The organism is Paenibacillus sp. J5C2022 (assembly GCF_025567625.1).
Lineage (GTDB): Bacteria > Bacillota > Bacilli > Paenibacillales > Paenibacillaceae > Pristimantibacillus.
In genome coordinates this window covers 67362-84417 of the sequence record NZ_JAOQJC010000003.1, presented here as the reverse complement: position 1 = coordinate 84417, position 17056 = coordinate 67362, and the positions used below count along the sequence as shown (strand labels likewise).

The 17056-nt window shown below is 55.0% G+C and carries 9 protein-coding genes; 5 read left to right on the top strand and 4 right to left on the bottom strand.

Features of this window, described 5'->3' with window-relative positions:
- Positions 1 to 87: 87 nt before the first annotated feature.
- Positions 88 to 9870 (bottom strand): heparinase II/III domain-containing protein, encoded by a 9783-nt coding sequence (locus M6D81_RS03580; protein WP_262675443.1) that lies wholly within the window; start codon positions 9868 to 9870, stop codon positions 88 to 90.
- Positions 9871 to 10152: 282 nt separating this feature from the next.
- On the opposite strand from M6D81_RS03580, the gene M6D81_RS03575 reads away from it, so the two are divergent.
- Together M6D81_RS03575 and M6D81_RS03570 are read left to right on the top strand one after the other, a co-directional pair.
- Complete coding sequence (locus M6D81_RS03575; protein ID WP_262675442.1) at positions 10153 to 10620, top strand: MarR family winged helix-turn-helix transcriptional regulator; 468 nt, start codon at positions 10153 to 10155, stop codon at positions 10618 to 10620.
- 40 nt (positions 10621 to 10660) lie between these two features.
- Positions 10661 to 11221, top strand: a complete 561-nt coding sequence (locus M6D81_RS03570) for an NADPH-dependent FMN reductase (RefSeq protein WP_262675441.1) — start codon at positions 10661 to 10663, stop codon at positions 11219 to 11221.
- Between the two features lie 100 nt (positions 11222 to 11321).
- Here M6D81_RS03570 and tlp read toward each other — a convergent pair whose 3' ends face one another.
- Positions 11322 to 11537, bottom strand: coding sequence for a small acid-soluble spore protein Tlp (gene tlp / locus M6D81_RS03565; protein ID WP_262675440.1), 216 nt, complete (start codon positions 11535 to 11537; stop codon positions 11322 to 11324).
- A gap of 40 nt (positions 11538 to 11577) precedes the next feature.
- Positions 11578 to 13179 carry a copper amine oxidase N-terminal domain-containing protein gene (locus M6D81_RS03560; RefSeq protein WP_262675439.1) on the bottom strand — a complete coding sequence of 534 codons (1602 nt, stop codon included), beginning with the start codon at positions 13177 to 13179 and terminating at the stop codon, positions 11578 to 11580.
- 244 nt (positions 13180 to 13423) lie between these two features.
- On the opposite strand from M6D81_RS03560, the gene M6D81_RS03555 reads away from it, so the two are divergent.
- On the top strand, positions 13424 to 14476 hold the full coding sequence (locus M6D81_RS03555; RefSeq protein WP_262675571.1) for an Atu2307/SP_0267 family LLM class monooxygenase: 1053 nt from the start codon (positions 13424 to 13426) through the stop codon (positions 14474 to 14476).
- An 11-nt stretch (positions 14477 to 14487) separates the two neighbouring features.
- Here the strand turns inward: M6D81_RS03555 and M6D81_RS03550 are convergent, their stop codons facing one another.
- Positions 14488 to 15366, bottom strand: a complete 879-nt coding sequence (locus tag M6D81_RS03550; RefSeq protein WP_262675438.1) for an AraC family transcriptional regulator — start codon at positions 15364 to 15366, stop codon at positions 14488 to 14490.
- 151 nt (positions 15367 to 15517) lie between these two features.
- On the opposite strand from M6D81_RS03550, the gene M6D81_RS03545 reads away from it, so the two are divergent.
- Both M6D81_RS03545 and M6D81_RS03540 read left to right on the top strand, forming a co-directional pair.
- Positions 15518 to 16294 (top strand): phytanoyl-CoA dioxygenase family protein, encoded by a 777-nt coding sequence (locus M6D81_RS03545; RefSeq protein ID WP_262675436.1) that lies wholly within the window; start codon positions 15518 to 15520, stop codon positions 16292 to 16294.
- Between the two features lie 211 nt (positions 16295 to 16505).
- Positions 16506 to 16865, top strand: coding sequence for a Lin0512 family protein (locus tag M6D81_RS03540; protein ID WP_262675435.1), 360 nt, complete (start codon positions 16506 to 16508; stop codon positions 16863 to 16865).
- The last annotated feature ends 191 nt before the right edge of the window (positions 16866 to 17056 follow it).

The window sequence follows — 17056 nt, the reverse complement described above, 5'->3', positions numbered from 1 at the left end:
TATGTTAAGCTTGGATTCAAGTGCGTTTCGCTTGAAAAGCGCAAGTTCCGGGTTAAGCTGGCCCGAGAACTTGCGCTTTCACTTTTACTAGCTGCTGTGGACGACCACGATTATCAATGCACTGGAAGCGACTCCTGCGGCATTAACCAGGTCGGCACGGTACTCGTAGGTGCCGGGGGGACGTCCGCTGATCGCTGTGGCTGTCGTCTGCGCCCTCGGCGTTGTCGCCGTCAGCGGCTGCTCATCGATCAGTACGTCGTTCTCGTACAACCGATACGTTGTGCCGTTTGTCCCCCACCACATATTCATTGTCATGTTAAAATCTCCGTCGCCGTCCCAGTTGTCATGCGACAGGACGGGAACGCCGGGTGCAGCGTCGGTGACGGTGACGACGAGCGGGTCGCTCGCCGTTGTGCCGTAACCGTTAGCAAGCTCGGCACGGTACAAGTATACGCCGTTCGCCCGGCCGCTGATCGCCGTCGATGCCGACTGTGCTTCCGGGGTACGATCGCTCAGCAGCTTCGTCTCGATCAGCACATCGTTCTCATACAGCCGGTATACCGAGCCGTTGCTTCCCCACCAGAGGTTCATCGCTATCGTGTAGTCGCCGTCGCGCAGCCCGGTATCATGGCCGTTGTTGTCGGTCAGAGTCGGCTTGCCCGGCACCGCCGTGCTTGCTGCCGCGCCATCGACTTCATATCTGATCTCCGCACTTAGAGGGATAAGCGCCGACTGTCCGGCCGCTATCGCATACTTGTAGCCAAGTGCAGGATCGAAAGGGTCCTGATACCCGTCGACAAGCGTAATGTCGCCGATCTCAAGCGTCACGCCGCCATTGTCTGCAGAGTGAATCCCCCGAATCCGGTAGCTGCCGTTATAACGCGTGTTCCCATTGTCAATATAGATAAACCGGCCAATCAGTTCCTCGGGGGCGATGCCCTGAAGGTCAAGCGCGACGGTGATCGTATTGTCGACTTGCAGATCCCTGGTGAAATCGGTAATCTGTGCAGTCAGTGCATCTGTATACGGGTTCGTAAAATTGCCGATAAAGCTTGCGTCGGACAGATAACCGCCGGACTGTTGACCCTGTTCCTCCGTGTAGACGCCGAAGAAACCTTTGAATTCAAATTTGTTGTCTACAAGATATGTCGCGTCCTTGTCGGCGGAATACACGATGTAATCGGTACGTCCGTTGCTCAGCACCACCTTGACCGCCTTCGCATCGTTCGTCGCGACCGGCAAGCCGTCCCGGGTCAGACTGACCTCCTCGATAGATTGCACATGCCGCTGGCCGGCATAAGGCTCGATGACAGACACAAAGTTGGAGTCCAGATCACTTCCCGTTCGCTTCGCCAGCATATAGCGAAGCGACTCCGGGTTGCCCGGTCTGTTCCGCGGCGGGATGCCGTCCGCCAGTGCCAGCTCATCCAGCTCGGTCAGCATCGTCAGACGCAGATGGACGTCGTCGGACGGGTTATTGAAGGAGTTCCAGGTGTCGACAATATCCCAGTCCACGCTGAAGCCTGCACCCGGGGCAGTTGCCCGCTCCACATTTTCCAGCCAGGCGAATCCGCTCGGGTCGGTTGAACCCCAGGGAATGCTCTCGCCCGCATAAGTGCCGCCGTTTTGCGGTGTCAGCGCAACGCCGTCGACCGTGGCCTCCCCCTCGGCGCCGTGGAAGCTGAACAGGTGCTCGCTGCCGCCGATGACGCGGAAGAAGTCCACATAGTAGGAGTTCTCCTCATCCACCTTAATCATGGCAGTCGTTCGTCTGTACTCCGACGTATCGCTGTAGGAGTCCGGCGAACGGACATCGATCAGCTTGACGAGGCCGCCGTCCTCGAAGTGCAAGGGGTCCGCCACGATAATATCGGTTACCCGCTTCCGGTTGACCACTACGGTATTGTGCGAAATCGTGTTCTTCATCCATTGCGTATTGTGCGGCGCAAGGTCCGCCGTCTCGGGGTAGCCAAGCTCCGGCGACAGATCGGCGCCAAAGCCGTGTATGCCGATGTTAAGCGTATCGCCATGGCCGTGGCCGCCGGTTCTGCCATAGTACATCCACAGATCGCGCAGCGTATTGCTGTAGGCGCCGCTGCTCTGTTCATCCGCTGTCGCCGCATCAAGCAGCTCAAGACGGATAATCCCCAGCTTATAATTGCTGCTGCTTGTGCCGGTGCATACAAATTTGATCGAATTTTGCCCTTCTTGCAGCAGAAAGCGTCCGAGCGGGATCGACATGGCATTGGCCGCCCCCGGCTGCTTGAAGTCATGCTCGAGCACGGGCACCCCATTGATATAAATCTGGTATATGCCATAGATGTCCGTGTTGCCGAAAGGCTTGAGCGTAACATCGTACTCGCCCGCCTCATTAACCGTAAAGCCGAATTCGATGTATTTCCCCGCTCCAATCGTATTCTCAAGCTGAAGGGTACCCGAATCCGGCCACGCCGAAGTCGTCGAGTTGGTATCCAGCACCTCCAGGCCCAAGAAGCTGTGGCCGATGGACGCGGCCGGCATCTCGTTGCGGCCTTCGCGCAGTGCCGCCAGACCGTAACCTGTCAGGTTGTCGCTGGAGATGTTGAATAAACCGTGCGTATCAATTACGTCACCGATGTCGGCAGCGACTTGCTCGGGGTTGCCCGTAAAAATATCGCTGTGAATCCCCCTGGTGCTGTTGCCGTTAAGCATATAGGCAATTTGGGCATAAATCGGATCGCCGTATTTTTCGAACGCCTTGACGGACTGCTTGAAATTAAGCAGGCTCAAGGGGGCTCCCGTGCTACCGGTGTCGCCGATTGCCGGTATAAATTTCTCGCTCAGGGTTAGTCCGACATTGGCGGTAAACATCTTTTTGAACTTGACATTGTCGTACAGATCGGCGCCCGGATAGAGGTCGTAACCGTCCAGCACATCCGCCACAAGCTGATAGCCGCCCAGCCAGAGTGAATTATAATGCGGCGCAGCCTCGTCGCCATGGCCGTCACGATTCAGCACGTCAACAAGCGTAGCGTAGAGATTGCCGCCGGTGTTGTCGTACGAACCGCCTCCGTTGCCCGCCTGGAAGTTGTAATCGAGCCATTCCTTCGTCTCGGGCAACGTATCGTACACGACGGCTGCCAGCGCCAGTGCGCTGTGATGCATGCCGACATTGCCCCGTAAATCCGCCTGCTTGTAAGCCGTGAATACTTCCTTGACCAGATTCTCTTCAATATTCATGCGGATGCCTGTTGCGCTCTGCTTGAGAACACCCAAATGATAGCGGTCCGCCTTGCCGGACAAGAAGTCGATGGCGTCCGCGTTGGCCGCAGCGGGCCATAGCTGGTCATAGGCGCCCAGCGGGATTTTGATGGAGTTGGCTTCCCAGATGCTCCCCACGCCCTTGCCTCGATCCGTGCCGTTGTCGCTGTTCATAAAGCCCATCTTGCGAAACTCTCGAGTGCTCAGCTCCGGGTAGACGTCCGCAATCCGGTCGAGCAGGATGATGCCGGCTGTGCCGTATTTGTCATCGCCGGTGTACATATACGCATCGCCGAATGCCGCAAGCGCCTGCAGGAAACCGCCGGTGGTATGCCAGCCGCCGTGCCAGTGCGCATAATACGCGACGAAGGTATAGAGATTGCTGCCGTCATGCCATCCGTAGCCGTCGTCCACACCCCATGACGGATCATCGGTATGGTATTCGCTCAGATTGACGAGATAGCCTGGCTCACCCTCCGCAACGAGCGCATCGTTGCGCTGCCTGGCCAACTCGGGGTCGAATATGCCGAAGTCGTTAAGCCCCAGCTCATAAAAACCGGCAAAATCATTGGTCGGGAACATAGCTCCTGTAGTCGGGTCGATCAGCTTCCACGGGTGTGCCGGATCGGTTTTCCACGGGTAATTGCCATATTGCTGATAGAGCTCATATCCGGTGATCGGGCTGCCGAGACTTTGCCCGGGATCGGATGAAGCGCTCCGCGGGATACTCTGCGGCGTCACCATCGCCCAAAGCTCCTCCAGGCTGTACTGTGCAAGAAAACTGTCCGCCGCGTCAATGCGTGCTTGCGCCTGGACGCTCGCCCAGTCGTAGCTTTGCATGTTTACCCGGGCGGCCGCTATTTTCTCCTCCGTGTAATAACTCCTTCTCGTCTTGCTGGAGGCGACGGCGCGCACCTTGAACGGCACGTTGTCCTCAAACGTTTCGCCTGTTGCCGTATCGTGGACGGTAACCTTCACATCTGCGTCTCCTGCTGCAATCGCAGCCGGCATACCGCTGGCCAAGCCGATTACGGCAGGATTGCTTGAGCCGTAGCTGATCGTGTAGCCGTCGCCCGGTGCGCCGATATAGCGCTTGTTGCCTGTGCTGAAGTGTCCGACCACATTGATGCGCGGCGTATCTCCGATATGAATGTTCTTGCTGTTGACCTCCAGAGATATAGACTCCAAAAACTCCGGAACGACCTGCACCGTGAAGGATGCGTTATGCGTCACTCCGCCGAGTGTTACCGTTGCGGTAACCGTTGCCTCGCCTACGGCAACCGGCGTAACGGTGCGCATCTCCGTGTTCAATGCCAGAACGCCGTTATTCGTTACGCTATAGACAATCTGCAAATCCTCCTGCGCGTCGATCCCGGCTCCGCTGTTGTCATACGCCTTGACGGACAACGCGAAGGGCGGTCCGCCTGCGCTCATTGTGTCCTTCGTGGCGTCGAAGCTCACGCTGCCGAACGTTTTGGAGCCGACCTTGAACGCTGCCTGAATCGGATCGGGCTGTTCTTCGCCGTTAAGGGACAGGATAGCGCTCATCGTGGCTTCTCCCGGCGTCCTGGCGGTAATCCTGCCGTTGCCGTCGATCTCGGCAATGGCCGAGTCCGAAGACGCATAGGACAAGGAAGCAGTCAGCAGGTCGGGGAAATGATTGTCCGCATATTCGAAGCCGTCGCTGAGCAGTGCGGTTGTGGCGAAACGAGCCGTCTGTCCCGGAATGACGTCCGTCTTGGTCACGCTCCCCTCGGCCGATACGAACGTCGGCGCAGGCGCCGGGACGAGCTTGATCCAGGTCGGGGTCAGGAAGCCGTCGCTTTGCAGGGACTCCAGGCGGAGCTTATGGACGCCCTCGGTCAGGTAGATGCTCTTGTACAGCTGCTCAGGCGCATTGGTGCCCAGCGTTCCGCCGTGATTGTGGACAAAAACCGACTTCCCGTCAATCGCAGCCTCGCCCAGCTTGCCGCCATTGTAGCTGCCGCTTTTATAGACGACGACATACGTGTCCGTACTGGGCACAAGAATGTCGAACTCGGCGTATTCCCCCGCATTGGCGGCCATATAGATGCCGTATGCCTGATTGCGGAACGCCAGGCTTCTCTCGGCCAAAGCCGGTGCAAGCTCGGCCAGTCTCCAGTTGCTGTTGGCCAGCGTCGCCTCCTTCAGCAGGGCCGTGCCCCCGTTGGCCGGCGGACGGAAATCGTACATAACAGCCGGCTGCAGTTGATCCCAGACCTCGATCGGGAACGAAGCCGTCTTTGTCCCGTTGCCCCACGTAACCTCCGCCGTCACCGTCGCATTGCCCGCCGCCTTTGCGACCAGCGTATTTTGGTTTTCCACTGCCAGCACTTGATCGTCGGAGACCTTGTACACAATTTGCAAGCCCTCCGGGTCCTTGATCACTGCGCCATTGTTGTCGTATGCGACGATCGACATGACGAAGGGAGCGCCGCCCACGACCAGCACATTTTTTGTCTTCTGAAAGCTGACTTGCTCAAGTGTCTGATTGGTCACCGTCAAGCCTGTCTGATAAGCATACTCCTTGCCGCCCGACTGCAAGGTCGCCTTCAATTGCACGGTTCCCGCCGCCTGCGGCGTAATCAGGCCATTGCCGTCGATCGTCGCAAGGCTCTCGTTCAGCGACTGGTAAGAGATCGTGCTGCCGCTCATGGCGGGGAATGCTATGAACTGGTCATACGCATAGGCGAAGCCATCGCTGAAATTTGCCTTGGCGATTAATCGGACGGAACGTCCCACAGGGACATTGTTTTGCGAAACCGCCGCACCAGCGCTCGCTACAAAGGTCGGCTCGGTTGTCGTCGCAAGCAATCTCAACTGGCTAGGCATCATAAGCCGTTCGGCGACGTTCGCCGTCATGGTCAGCCGAAACTTATGTTCCCCTGCGGCAAGATATACGGTCTTGTAGCGCTGCTCCTGATCGAGCGCCCCGAAGTGATGCTGGCCGGCCTCCATCCCGTCGATCATCAGCGCAGCCTGGCTGCCGCCGCCCGATTTATAACCCGTGAAGGCGACCTTGTACAGTCCGGCTGCGGGTACGCGGATGTCGAACTCGGCATATTCCCCCTTGCTGGCCAATATATAGAGGCCATAAGACTGGTTCCGGAAACCTCCGCTTCTGTCCAGAATTTCCTGGGACACCTCGGCAACCCGCCAGCCGTTCGTCTCCAGCGACGCATTCGCAACATCGACGCCACCCTGATTCGCCGGGCGGAAGTTATAGAGGAGGGCGCTCCCGGCTTCAACCTCGAAGGAAGCGGACGCTTCCATGCCGCGGTATGAAGCGTTGGCCGTAATAGTAGCGCGTCCGGCCTGGGCGGCCGCAACAGCCTTGCCCGCCGCGTCCAGCGTCAGGGCGTTGCCTGTAACGGAGTACGCAACCGTCAGTGCTTGCGGAGCGTCGATGACGCCGCCATCCTGTGCGTAGGCTGTCACGGAAAGCGCAAACGGCGCGTCCCCCACAGCCAGAAAATCCGGAGTGCGATCGAACACGATATGATCCAGCACTCGTTCACGGACGGTGACAACGGCGCTATACCCATACGTTGCGCCCCCCAGCGTCAAGTTCGCCTTCAGCGTGGCGCTGCCGCCTCTTACGGGAGTAATGAGACCGGTTGCGGCATCGATGACCGCGACATCCGTATTCTCGGATTCGTAGCTGATCGTGCCGGTATAATCGGGATACGCTTTAAACTGCTCGTATTCATATACGAAACCGTCGCTCAGCTTTACCTTGGCGATAAACCGGGAGGTTTCATCCAGACTGATGTTATCTTGCGACAGCGCGGCGCCGGCGCTTTCCGCAAAGCTCGGAACCGAGGACGTGGAAATCAGCTTCAGATGAGTCGGCATCATAAGCCGCTCGGTGACGTCGTCCATCATGACCAGACGGAACGAATGGTCTCCCGCCGTCAGATAGACGGTCCGGTAACGCTGCTCTGTCATGTCCTGTCCGAAGTGGCGCCGGCCGACCTCCATGCCGTCGATCAGCAGCGCCGCCTGCTGGCCGCCGTTTCCTTGATAACCTTCAAAGGCCACCCGATACAGCCCATCTGCGGGCACACGGATGTCGAGCGTGACATACTCGCCCTTGCTGGCCACAATATAGATGCCGTACGGCTGGTTCCGGAAGGCGTTGCCTCTGCTCAGGATGGTCGGAGATACTTCGCCAATCCGCCAACCGTTCTGCTCCAGCGTAGCGCTTGCAAGATCCACGCCGCCCTGGGCAGACGGCTTGAAGTTATAGAGGATCGCGTCCGACGCGGCTGCAACCTCGACGTCGAACGAGCTTGTCTTCGGGGTGCCGTTCCGGTAGACTGCCGTCACTGCGACGGTCGCGTGCCCTGCCTGTTGCGCCGTGACGATGCCGCTATCCGCGTTCAGCGCCAGGGCGTCGCCGGAGACGGAGTAGGAGATCTGCAACGCGTCCGAGGGCATAATCTCGCTATTGTCATCCGCATAGGCCTTCGCGGAAAGTGCAAATGGGGCGTCTCCCACCACCATCAGGTTTGTGGTCTTGTCAAAAACGACACGCGCCAGCACACTCTCCTTGACGGTGATGGCCGCGCTGTAAGTGTACGTCTGTCCGCCCGTCGTCAAATACGCTTTCAGCGTAGCGCTGCCGCCTGACACCGGAGTAATGAGGCCGGTTGCAGCGTCGATGGCTGCGATAGCCGTATTCAAGGATTCGTAGCTGATCGTGGCACTTTCGTTGCCGGGAAGTGACTTGAACTGGTCATACGTATAGATCAGGTTATCGCTCAGCTTCACCTTCGCGATGAATCGGGACGTCTCATCCAGCTTGACGCTTGCCGGCGACAGCTCGACGCCTGCAGTCGCCGCAAAGGCAGGAGCGGCTGCAGCGGGAGCCAGCTTCAGGTAGGTGGGCATCATGTACCGGGCGCCCAAGTCCGCTATCATCACGAGACGAAACGTATGGACTCCCTGCTCGAGATAGAGAGTTTTGTACGTCTGCTCAGGCAGCTCGGTTGTACCTCCGAAATAATACTGCCCAAGCTCTTGTCCGTCGATCAGCAGCGCCGCCTGCTGGCCGCCATTGGCGTTATAGCCTTTGAAGTGTACGGTATAAAGTCCTGCCGCAGGCACGAGCAGCTCCAGTTCGGCATATTCGTTCTGTTCGGCGAAAATGCCGATGCCGTAGCTCTGATTGCGGAAGGCGTTGGGCCTGCTCAGGATCGTTGGGGATACCTCGCCCACCCGCCAGCCGTTCGCCTCCAGCGTCGCGTTGGCAAGATCCACGCCACCCTGGTTGGCCGGCTTGAAGTTGTAGCGAAGCAAGCCGTCCGCTTCCATGACGGTAATCGTCACTTGCTCCTCGTAGCCGCCATAGCTTACGGTCAGCGTTGTGACGCCTGTCTTCAGCGCAGTGATTTCGCCGGTCGCCGTGTCAATCTGCACGACACCGGGCGTGGAATGCATGATGCTCACACTTCCGAGAGGGATATCCATTTCACCGTTTTCCGTGTGCCCGCGAACCGAAAGCAAGGGATTCTGTCCGCTATCCAGAATGATCGTATCCTCAGTCACAGATACCGCGATGGCGTTTAACGCACCGGCAGTGACCAGCATGTCAACGGATGAGGAGGCAATGACCGTGCCCTGATAAGCCGCCGTCGCTGTGATGGTGGCCGCTCCTGGACCTATCGCCGTCACAGTTGCGTTGATTCCGCTCTGTGCTGCAGTTGCGACGGCCGGATTGCTGGACGTATAGGTAATCGCAAGGGAGGGGAGGAGGCCGGAATTGCTCGCGTAACGCGCAAGAACGGTATTGATCCGATCCTTCCCGAACAGCGGACCAACCGTACCCGCGTTGTCTGTCAGCGTCACGTTCGCCGTGTTATCGGTTTGCAGATCAAGACTCGTTTTGTCAGCCTTGATGTTGAACTCTTCGAAGGCGAGTTGCCCCGCATGCGGGTCTATGGACCGAAGGAAAAACGTCTCGACATACACATACCGCGTCGTATTGGCCGCGTATGCGCCATAGGCAGATACCTTCAGCGTGTGCGTGCCCGCAGTCAATTCAATAAAGCCGTTCCCGAGCAATTGCTCAGCGGGAGCATCCGTTCCGTATGTACGGGTGATGACCGCTCCAAGCAGCTTGTTGTCGATATATATTCTGGCGCTGCCGCCCTCCGCGATATATTTCCCCGGTGTATACCCCAATCGGTACAGCCCGGTCGCGGGCACGTCGATCGTAAAGCTGAGCTCCTGCAACGGATTCACCGGATTGGGATTTCGCAGCGCCGGAAAAAACAGCCCCGTCTCGTCGATTACCGGATCGGGAGTCGGATACTGCGCCGAGCCGGACGTTTTCCCGTCATACTTCCAACCATTGACCTCAAGCGTCGCACTCGTCATATCCGCACCCGCGCCAAGCCGGAAGTCGTACACCACATCGTCGGATGAAGGCACCGCCTGCAACGCTGGCAATGTCGATAATAGACCAGTCTCGACGCCGGCATCCGTCTCTGGATTAGCTGCGGCGGCGACAACCGCTATGCCAGCTTGTCCGGTGAGTAAACAAACGATGAGCAAAAAAACATACATTAATTTGAATGCGCTTACAATTAATCGGTTTTCTCCCATTCTTCTTCTTCCCTTTCCTCATGAATTGCTAACATGATAAATCTATTGCCCTCCTTTCATACTCGGTTACAAACAGTCTATGAAACCAATAACCTGAACGGAATGCAGTCTGGTATGTTGAGGTTGGATTTAAGTATGTTTCAGTAGAGTGGCGCTGCGAGATGACGGTATGCTTTCCCAATAAAGTGAATCAGAGAGAAGGCCAGCAGCATATTTGACATCATTCACAAAATTTGCGATACTTATAAAGTAGTTGACGTATCAACTAATGGAGGTGAAAAGATGAAGCATCCATTATCCGATCATATAGGTGTTCTTCTTCATATGATTGACCTTGAGATCGTTCAATATATGAAGGAACGGCTTAGTCCCGTACAGTTGACCCCGGAGCAGCATCTTATTATCGCACTGCTGATCAGACAGCAAGGCCTGACGCAAAACGAGATTGCAGAGGCGCTCAGTAAAGATAAATCAAGCATGACCAGAATGCTGACCAGTCTTGAGAATAAAGGTTATGTCACGAGAAATTGCTGTGGCGATGATCGCCGTGCGATGAAGGTGTTCCTGACAGAGAAGGGCATGTCGCTGCAGGATAATGTTGAAGAGGTCGACCAGTCGACCAGAGCCCTAATGCTAAGGGGCTTCTCGGAGGCTGAATGTGCGGAACTTGCAAGATTGCTGCTTAAGCTTCGCGACAATGTGAGGGACGAACAGCGCTCGATGTCTCATCTAGACGCGCCAGAAGGTTGATCGCGGCTCGGAATAACAAGGGAAGACGGAGGAGAAACAAATGAAAATCGCTGCTATTATCGGAAGCAATCGCCAAGACTCGTACAATTTGAAGCTGGCTCAATATTTGCAGAAGCGTTATGCCGACCAACTGGAGTTCGATATTGTTACTTTGAACCAGGTGCCGTTCTACAATCAGGATATCGAGAACGAGCCTCCGGCAGGGGCGGCGGCGCTGGCGGAGCGGGTGAAGCGGGCCGATGCGGTGCTATGGGTAACGCCTGAATACAATGCAACAATTCCCGGCGTATTGAAAAATGCGATCGATTGGCTGTCCAGAGGAGAGCGCGTCATGGTCGGCAAGCCGTCATGGATAATGGGCGCTTCCATGGGACTGCTCGGTACGGTGAAGGCGCAAGCTCATCTTCGCGATATTCTGTTCGCGCCCGGATTGTCCTCTCCGTTGCTGCCCGGCAATGAAGTTTATGTCGGAGCGGTGCATGAGAAGATCAACGCCGAAGGCGATCTGATCCACGAACCGACGGCAGCCTTTCTCGACCAAGTGGTGAACAATTTTATAACATGGTACCACAACCATCAGAAGGGCTTCTCCAACTCCTAATCACGATTAATCTCTACAATAGTTATACAAATGTGATAAAAATCCCTGTATCCAAACGCTTCATGCGAGCGGATAGAGGGATTTTTTGCTGATGCCTGCTTTATTGTTCTTGCTCGTCCTGCACTTCGGATTGGAATGCCGCAATGCTGTTCTGGCGGCGCTCATTTTTCTCTTCGATGTTGTTTTTGTCGACAGCGGAGATTTCTTCCGCGTGCTCGGCGAGATATTCATTCGCTTCCTGCATGTTCGCCTTCGTGTTCTGAATGTGCTGCTCAAGATGCTCGGCATTGTCTGCGCGATTATCCGGCTTTGCCATATGTGTACCCTCCCCTCCGATGCGAAATCCTACATTATAATTACCAAGGAAGAGGGACGCTATTCATTTTTGTGGGCGGAAATCCAAGCTTTTTCTCCTCTGCATGCAAATAGGCCCAGTAACGGTACTGCAGCAATTTGTCCTCAGACAGACGCGGCAGTTCATTCTCCTTATCGCTCTGCACGATAACAAATCTCGATTCCGCATGCCAGGCTACCTTGGCTCCGAATGTCTCCAGCACGATTCGAGCGGGGATGTACGTATGTTTGTTTATGATTCGGGCCGGGGCTCCCAGCGAGCGGTTTTCCCCGTTAATCGCAGCGATCTCTTCATCAATTTTCAGCTCCACAATTGTTCCATCCTTGCTGGCCGTTACTTTCCGTTGCTCTGCATCCCATTGCAGCCGAACATCCAATCTGCTCAGAAGCTCCCTCACCGGCACGAGGGTGGTGCCATTCTGGATGACGGGGTCATTATCCATAATCAGCAGCTCCTGATCCCATACGATTGCCGCGCTGTATCCCAGTTGTTCAGAGGGAATCGCGGAAGGAACGAACCAGCTGCCCGGTTCGAGAAGCGCAGGGAATTGGTGAATTTCATTGTATGCATTAATCCATGCGCCGCTCTCCGCACCGACGTAGGGATGTTTCCAATAATCAGTTTTGGCGTCATGCTTCAGGAATGCCCGGTAGATGAGCTCAGTCTGATTCCATTCTTTTTTCTTATATTGCAATTCCAGATTATACAGGGATAAAATTCGCAACTTGGCTAAATCCTTCGGATATTTCGATCCTGCATATTCCTCTTGCTGCGAGTATCGCCGGGATTGCGTTGGATAAAAATTGCCCTCCATGTCTATCGTGTAGTCGCCATCTGAATAATAAAGTATTCTGTCAGGGTATACATCGGAATAGAAGTCCGGAGTCAAATGATCCCTATGAATGTCGATCGCCTCAAACATTATGCTGCTAGCCTCCTCGATGGAAAGCATGTCTTCGGGAATGGGGGGCAGCTCGACATTGGACCAATATACGGTGTATTGGGCAACTTCGCCTGTCTGATTATTGATCGTTATGTCCACGTAGTCGTCCGGGAATCGAATCCCATTATGCGCACGGTGAAGCCTAATGTCATGGGGCGCATCGATGATTGTAAACGGTGCGTTATCGTATGCTGACATCCATTCGCTATCCTGACTCCAGTATTGATTGCGTACGAATTGTTGCGCCAGCTTCAGCGCTTCGTCGTAGCTTATTTCTTCATTGCAGGGGGACGAGCAGGGATAATCCGATATCGTATGCCGAATATAGAACTGCATGAGCGCTCCGGATGGAAGGAAGGAGATTGTTCCGGTATGTCTCGGTTGTCCGGCCTGATTCAAGTCAGAGGTAACATACTGCACTTCCCAATGCATCGTCGGCTTATGCAGCTTCACGACATTGTTGATAATGGCATCCTCCGGAAGCTTCATAGCCTCCTTCACATGGGAGATCGCCTTCGAACGGGTATCAATGACAAGCTCGGATAATGATTCCGATGCGCTTGACCGATTGGCCGTTGTCCCGCTGCTAAGCGTTGTGAATGGAAATAACAGTGCGACGGATAATGTAAAGCACAAGATAGCCTTGCTCCATTTCAACATCAATGGTACTCCTTCCTCAACATCAGTATGTTTTTCCAAATATTAGACGTTCGGGAGAGAGGAAGTGTTGCGGATCAATAAAAAGACATGGTATAGAAGATTAGGACTAACTAATATTGAGAAACAATAAAAAATATAGTAAAATACAGAAAACAACCTAAGGGGATGTGAAGGCAAGATGGAGACGAATCGAAGGGAAGCAAACGCAAATCAATCAGAGGTAAATCAATCGGATGCGAAAAAGATAGAAATTGGCATTAGCACATTTCTGGAGGCTACGCCCCATCCCGTTACGGGGAAGCGGGTTAATCATGCAGAACGGCTGAGGCATGCGGTAGAGGAGATTGTGGTGGCGGATCAGGCGGGGCTGGATGTCTATGGCATTGGCGAGCACCACCGATCGGATTATGCGGGCTCTGCGCCGGCTGTCGTGTTGGCAGCCGCCGCATCCATGACGAAGGGGATCCGATTGACGAGCGCAGTTACCGTACTCTCCTCCGACGATCCTGTCCGTGTGTATCAGGACTTCGCCACATTGGACGGCATATCGAACGGACGTGCGGAAATTATGGCGGGACGCGGCTCATTCATCGAATCGTTCCCGCTATTCGGATACGATCTGGAGCATTACGACGAATTGTTCGAGGAGAAGCTGGAGTTGCTGCTGAAGGTGCGAGCCTCGGAGAAGGTGACTTGGCGTGGCGGCCATCGTCCCGCTATTCATAATCTGGGCGTTTATCCACGTGCTGTGCAGCATCCGCTTCCTGTATGGATCGCCAGCGGAGGCAATCCGGAGTCCGCAGCGCGTGCGGGCATGCTGGGCTTGCCGATCGCATTCGCGATTATTGGCGGAATGCCCGAGCGTTTCTCCCCGCTTGTGGAGCTGTACAAGAGAGCTGCCGCCAAAGCCGGTCACGATGTGAACAAGCTGCAGATCGCGACCCACTCGCATGGTTTCGTAGCGGATACGACGGAAGCGGCTGCTGAAGCGTTCTTCCTCCCGACGCAAGCGCAGATGAACGTGATCGGACGCGAACGAGGCTGGGGACAGCCGTATGACCGCGATGCATACGATGCGGCACGCAGTCTGCGCGGAGCGCTATACGTAGGAGATCCGGAATATGTGGCGGAGAAGATCGTTCTGCTGCGCAAAAATTTGGGCGTCACTCGCTTCTTCCTTCATGTCAATGTCGGCACGATGCCGCATCGCGAAGTGCTGCGAGCAATAGAATTGCTGGGTACTAAAGTGGCCCCAATTGTACACAAAGAGCTGGCCAGAATTGAGGGAGGCAACTAACGCTGCAAATATTAAAGGTTCAGCTCCTTGCGATACAGCCCGGGAGGACGCCCTTTCTCTTCGGCGAACACCTTCGTAAAGTAATGTACCGACTGGAAGCCAGTCGCTTCCGCTATATCTTTGATAGACATGGAAGTGGCGAGCAGCAGTTCCGAAGCCGCGCGAATGCGCTCGTGCTTCACGAAGCCGCTGAAGGTATGCTCGGAATGCTGCTTGAACAGGCGCGACAGATGCCTCTCGGATAAGTGCAAATATTGCGCAACATCCTGCAAGCTTAGCGGCGATGCAATGTTGTCCCTTATAAAATGCTTGGCTTGCTGAACGATTCGGATAGCCAGGCTGGAGGAGGGCTGCCAATCTCGGGCCTTGCTTCCTGCTCCGGACGAGAAGGCGTCCCCGAGCGAGGTGAGCAGGACGCCGCAAGACTGCCTGATCCATTCGACGGCGCTTACCGGTTGAAGAGAAGCTTGCGCAGCCAATGCTCTCCAATAGAGAGCAGACGGCGATTCTTCAACGTTATAACGGACGATATGCGCAGCGTGCTGAAGCCTATTCCAGTAGGCTGCACGCAAGTCGGCATCGCATGCCGCTTCTTCCAGCTCGAATGCGACATACATCATCGCCATTCCTTCGCCGCTTCTGATCTGGTGGACAATACCCGGTCTGGAGAGAAACAAGGTGCCGTCCACTAGCTTGTGAACTTGTCCTTCTTCCTCATATTCTCCATTGCCGTTCAGTACATAGCATATCTCGAAGAAGGAGTGCTTGTGAACGAGATTATCGTAATGCCTCTCCATCACACCCCAATAATGGATGCGGAAGCATAGTCCCTCCGAAGCGCAATGCATGATGAAGCTATTCAGGAATTGTTCTGCAGCGCGGTAATCCAATCCATTCACCTTCCTGATCACTAATCTATATTCATGGCGTAATATTGCAAAAAAAGGACCCGTAAAAGCAAATACAAGCGATACTGATCAAAGTAAGATGTGACTATGATCACATCCATTCCTATTGTAGCTCACTAAAGGAGGAAAAAATATGATTTCTGCAGAAGATGTGCAATTTTATAAAGAAAACGGGTACTTGCTCGTTCGTGAGGTATTCACCAAGAGCGAGGTCGAGGAAATGAGAGAGGCGATCGAAGGCATCATCCGCAAGGCCGCAGATGCGAAGCTGGACCGCAATGCGGCTTGGTCGAACGATTTCATTCCGCCGGAGGAGCTGAAGAAGCTGGTGCTGAAGGGCTTCCACGATGTGCATTACCAGCATGCCGCCTTCACGAGAGCTGCCGCTCATCCGCGGATGGCAGCGGTGCTGTCGCAGCTGATCGGGCCGAACGTGCAGCTTCATCACAGCAAAATGCTGGTAAAACCGCCCGAGAAGGGGGCAGCCTTCCCGATGCATCAGGATGCGCCGTACTTCCCTCACGCGAACCATACGATGCTGGCGGGTAGTGTGCATCTAGATGATGCCGACCTGGAGAACGGATGCTTGTCCGTCATTCCCGGATCGCACAAGCAAGGCGAGCTGCCGCACGTGGGCAAGTATTATTTGAATCACAAGGAATATCCGATCTCCATGGGCACGCCATGCCCGGCGAATGCGGGCGACGTCCTGTTCTTCAATTATTTGACGATTCATGGCTCCGATGTGAACAAGAGCGATCGTCCTCGCCGCAACGTCTTGTTCCAATATCGCGATCCGATGGACCCGCCGACTGAGCAGGTGCATATTAATTGGGGTCAGGGCTTGATGGTATGCGGCGAGAATCCGGTCTATAAAGAATATCATCCGAACTTCGCCTTGAAGGAATAGGTGCAGGCCGGGCCGGGGTTTAGCGAGTCCACGCAGACAGGACTTCAGCTGAGCCCCGGCATCTTTCAGTTGTGCTGCTTGCTGGAAATGTCCATCGCATCGCTTGCTGCAGCCATTCCTCCTTTTCCGGGGTACTCTCAGATTTGAGTATTGTTCACGAGCAAGGTATGATCAAAGGTAGAAGACTTTGCTTGTTGGAGGTGGAGTGAATATGGAGAAGCTGATGTTCGTGGAAATCGGTATGGGCATCGATCTGCATGGGCAAAATGTGACGAAAGCGGCGGTACGGGCGGTGCAAAACGCCATTCATCACAATTCCATGCCGGGAATCAGATCCGTATTGCCGGAAGGTGACTTGAACCGCATGAAGGTGCATGTGAGACTGGCCGTTCCAGCGGACAAGGAGCTGCTGGATGTGGACAGAGTGCGCGAAGAGCTTCCTTATGGACAAATTACTTTCGATATTGTCGACGGCGGCATGCTGACGACGAGCGGCATCGTATTGGCGGACAAGGACGACCGGAATGATCTTGCCTATGTCGTTGTCGCTTCCGTGGAAGTCGGCTACTGATCGTTCGGCCAAGCTTACAATATTGTCATCTCACTTGAAAGATAGTTCGATGGATGAGCGTAGCCATCCGCTATATGATGAATACAACGACATCGAACAAGGAGAGATGGTTCATGCAAAGAGCAATGGTTCGAAAAGTGACTATCGTAGTAGGCTGTGTCGTAAGTATTGTGTTAACGGGAAGCAAGAAC

What these genes read in the sequence shown, in the direction of transcription:
- M6D81_RS03570 (WP_262675441.1), top strand. Translation starts at nt 10,661, where the DNA reads ATGAAAATCGCTGCTATTATCGGAAGCAATCGCCAAGACTCGTACAAT.
- M6D81_RS03540 (WP_262675435.1), top strand. Translation starts at nt 16,506, where the DNA reads ATGGAGAAGCTGATGTTCGTGGAAATCGGTATGGGCATCGATCTGCAT.
- M6D81_RS03560 (WP_262675439.1), bottom strand. Translation starts at nt 13,179, where the DNA reads ATGTTGAAATGGAGCAAGGCTATCTTGTGCTTTACATTATCCGTCGCA.
- M6D81_RS03575 (WP_262675442.1), top strand. Translation starts at nt 10,153, where the DNA reads ATGAAGCATCCATTATCCGATCATATAGGTGTTCTTCTTCATATGATT.
- M6D81_RS03580 (WP_262675443.1), bottom strand. Translation starts at nt 9,870, where the DNA reads ATGGGAGAAAACCGATTAATTGTAAGCGCATTCAAATTAATGTATGTT.
- M6D81_RS03545 (WP_262675436.1), top strand. Translation starts at nt 15,518, where the DNA reads ATGATTTCTGCAGAAGATGTGCAATTTTATAAAGAAAACGGGTACTTG.
- tlp (WP_262675440.1), bottom strand. Translation starts at nt 11,537, where the DNA reads ATGGCAAAGCCGGATAATCGCGCAGACAATGCCGAGCATCTTGAGCAG.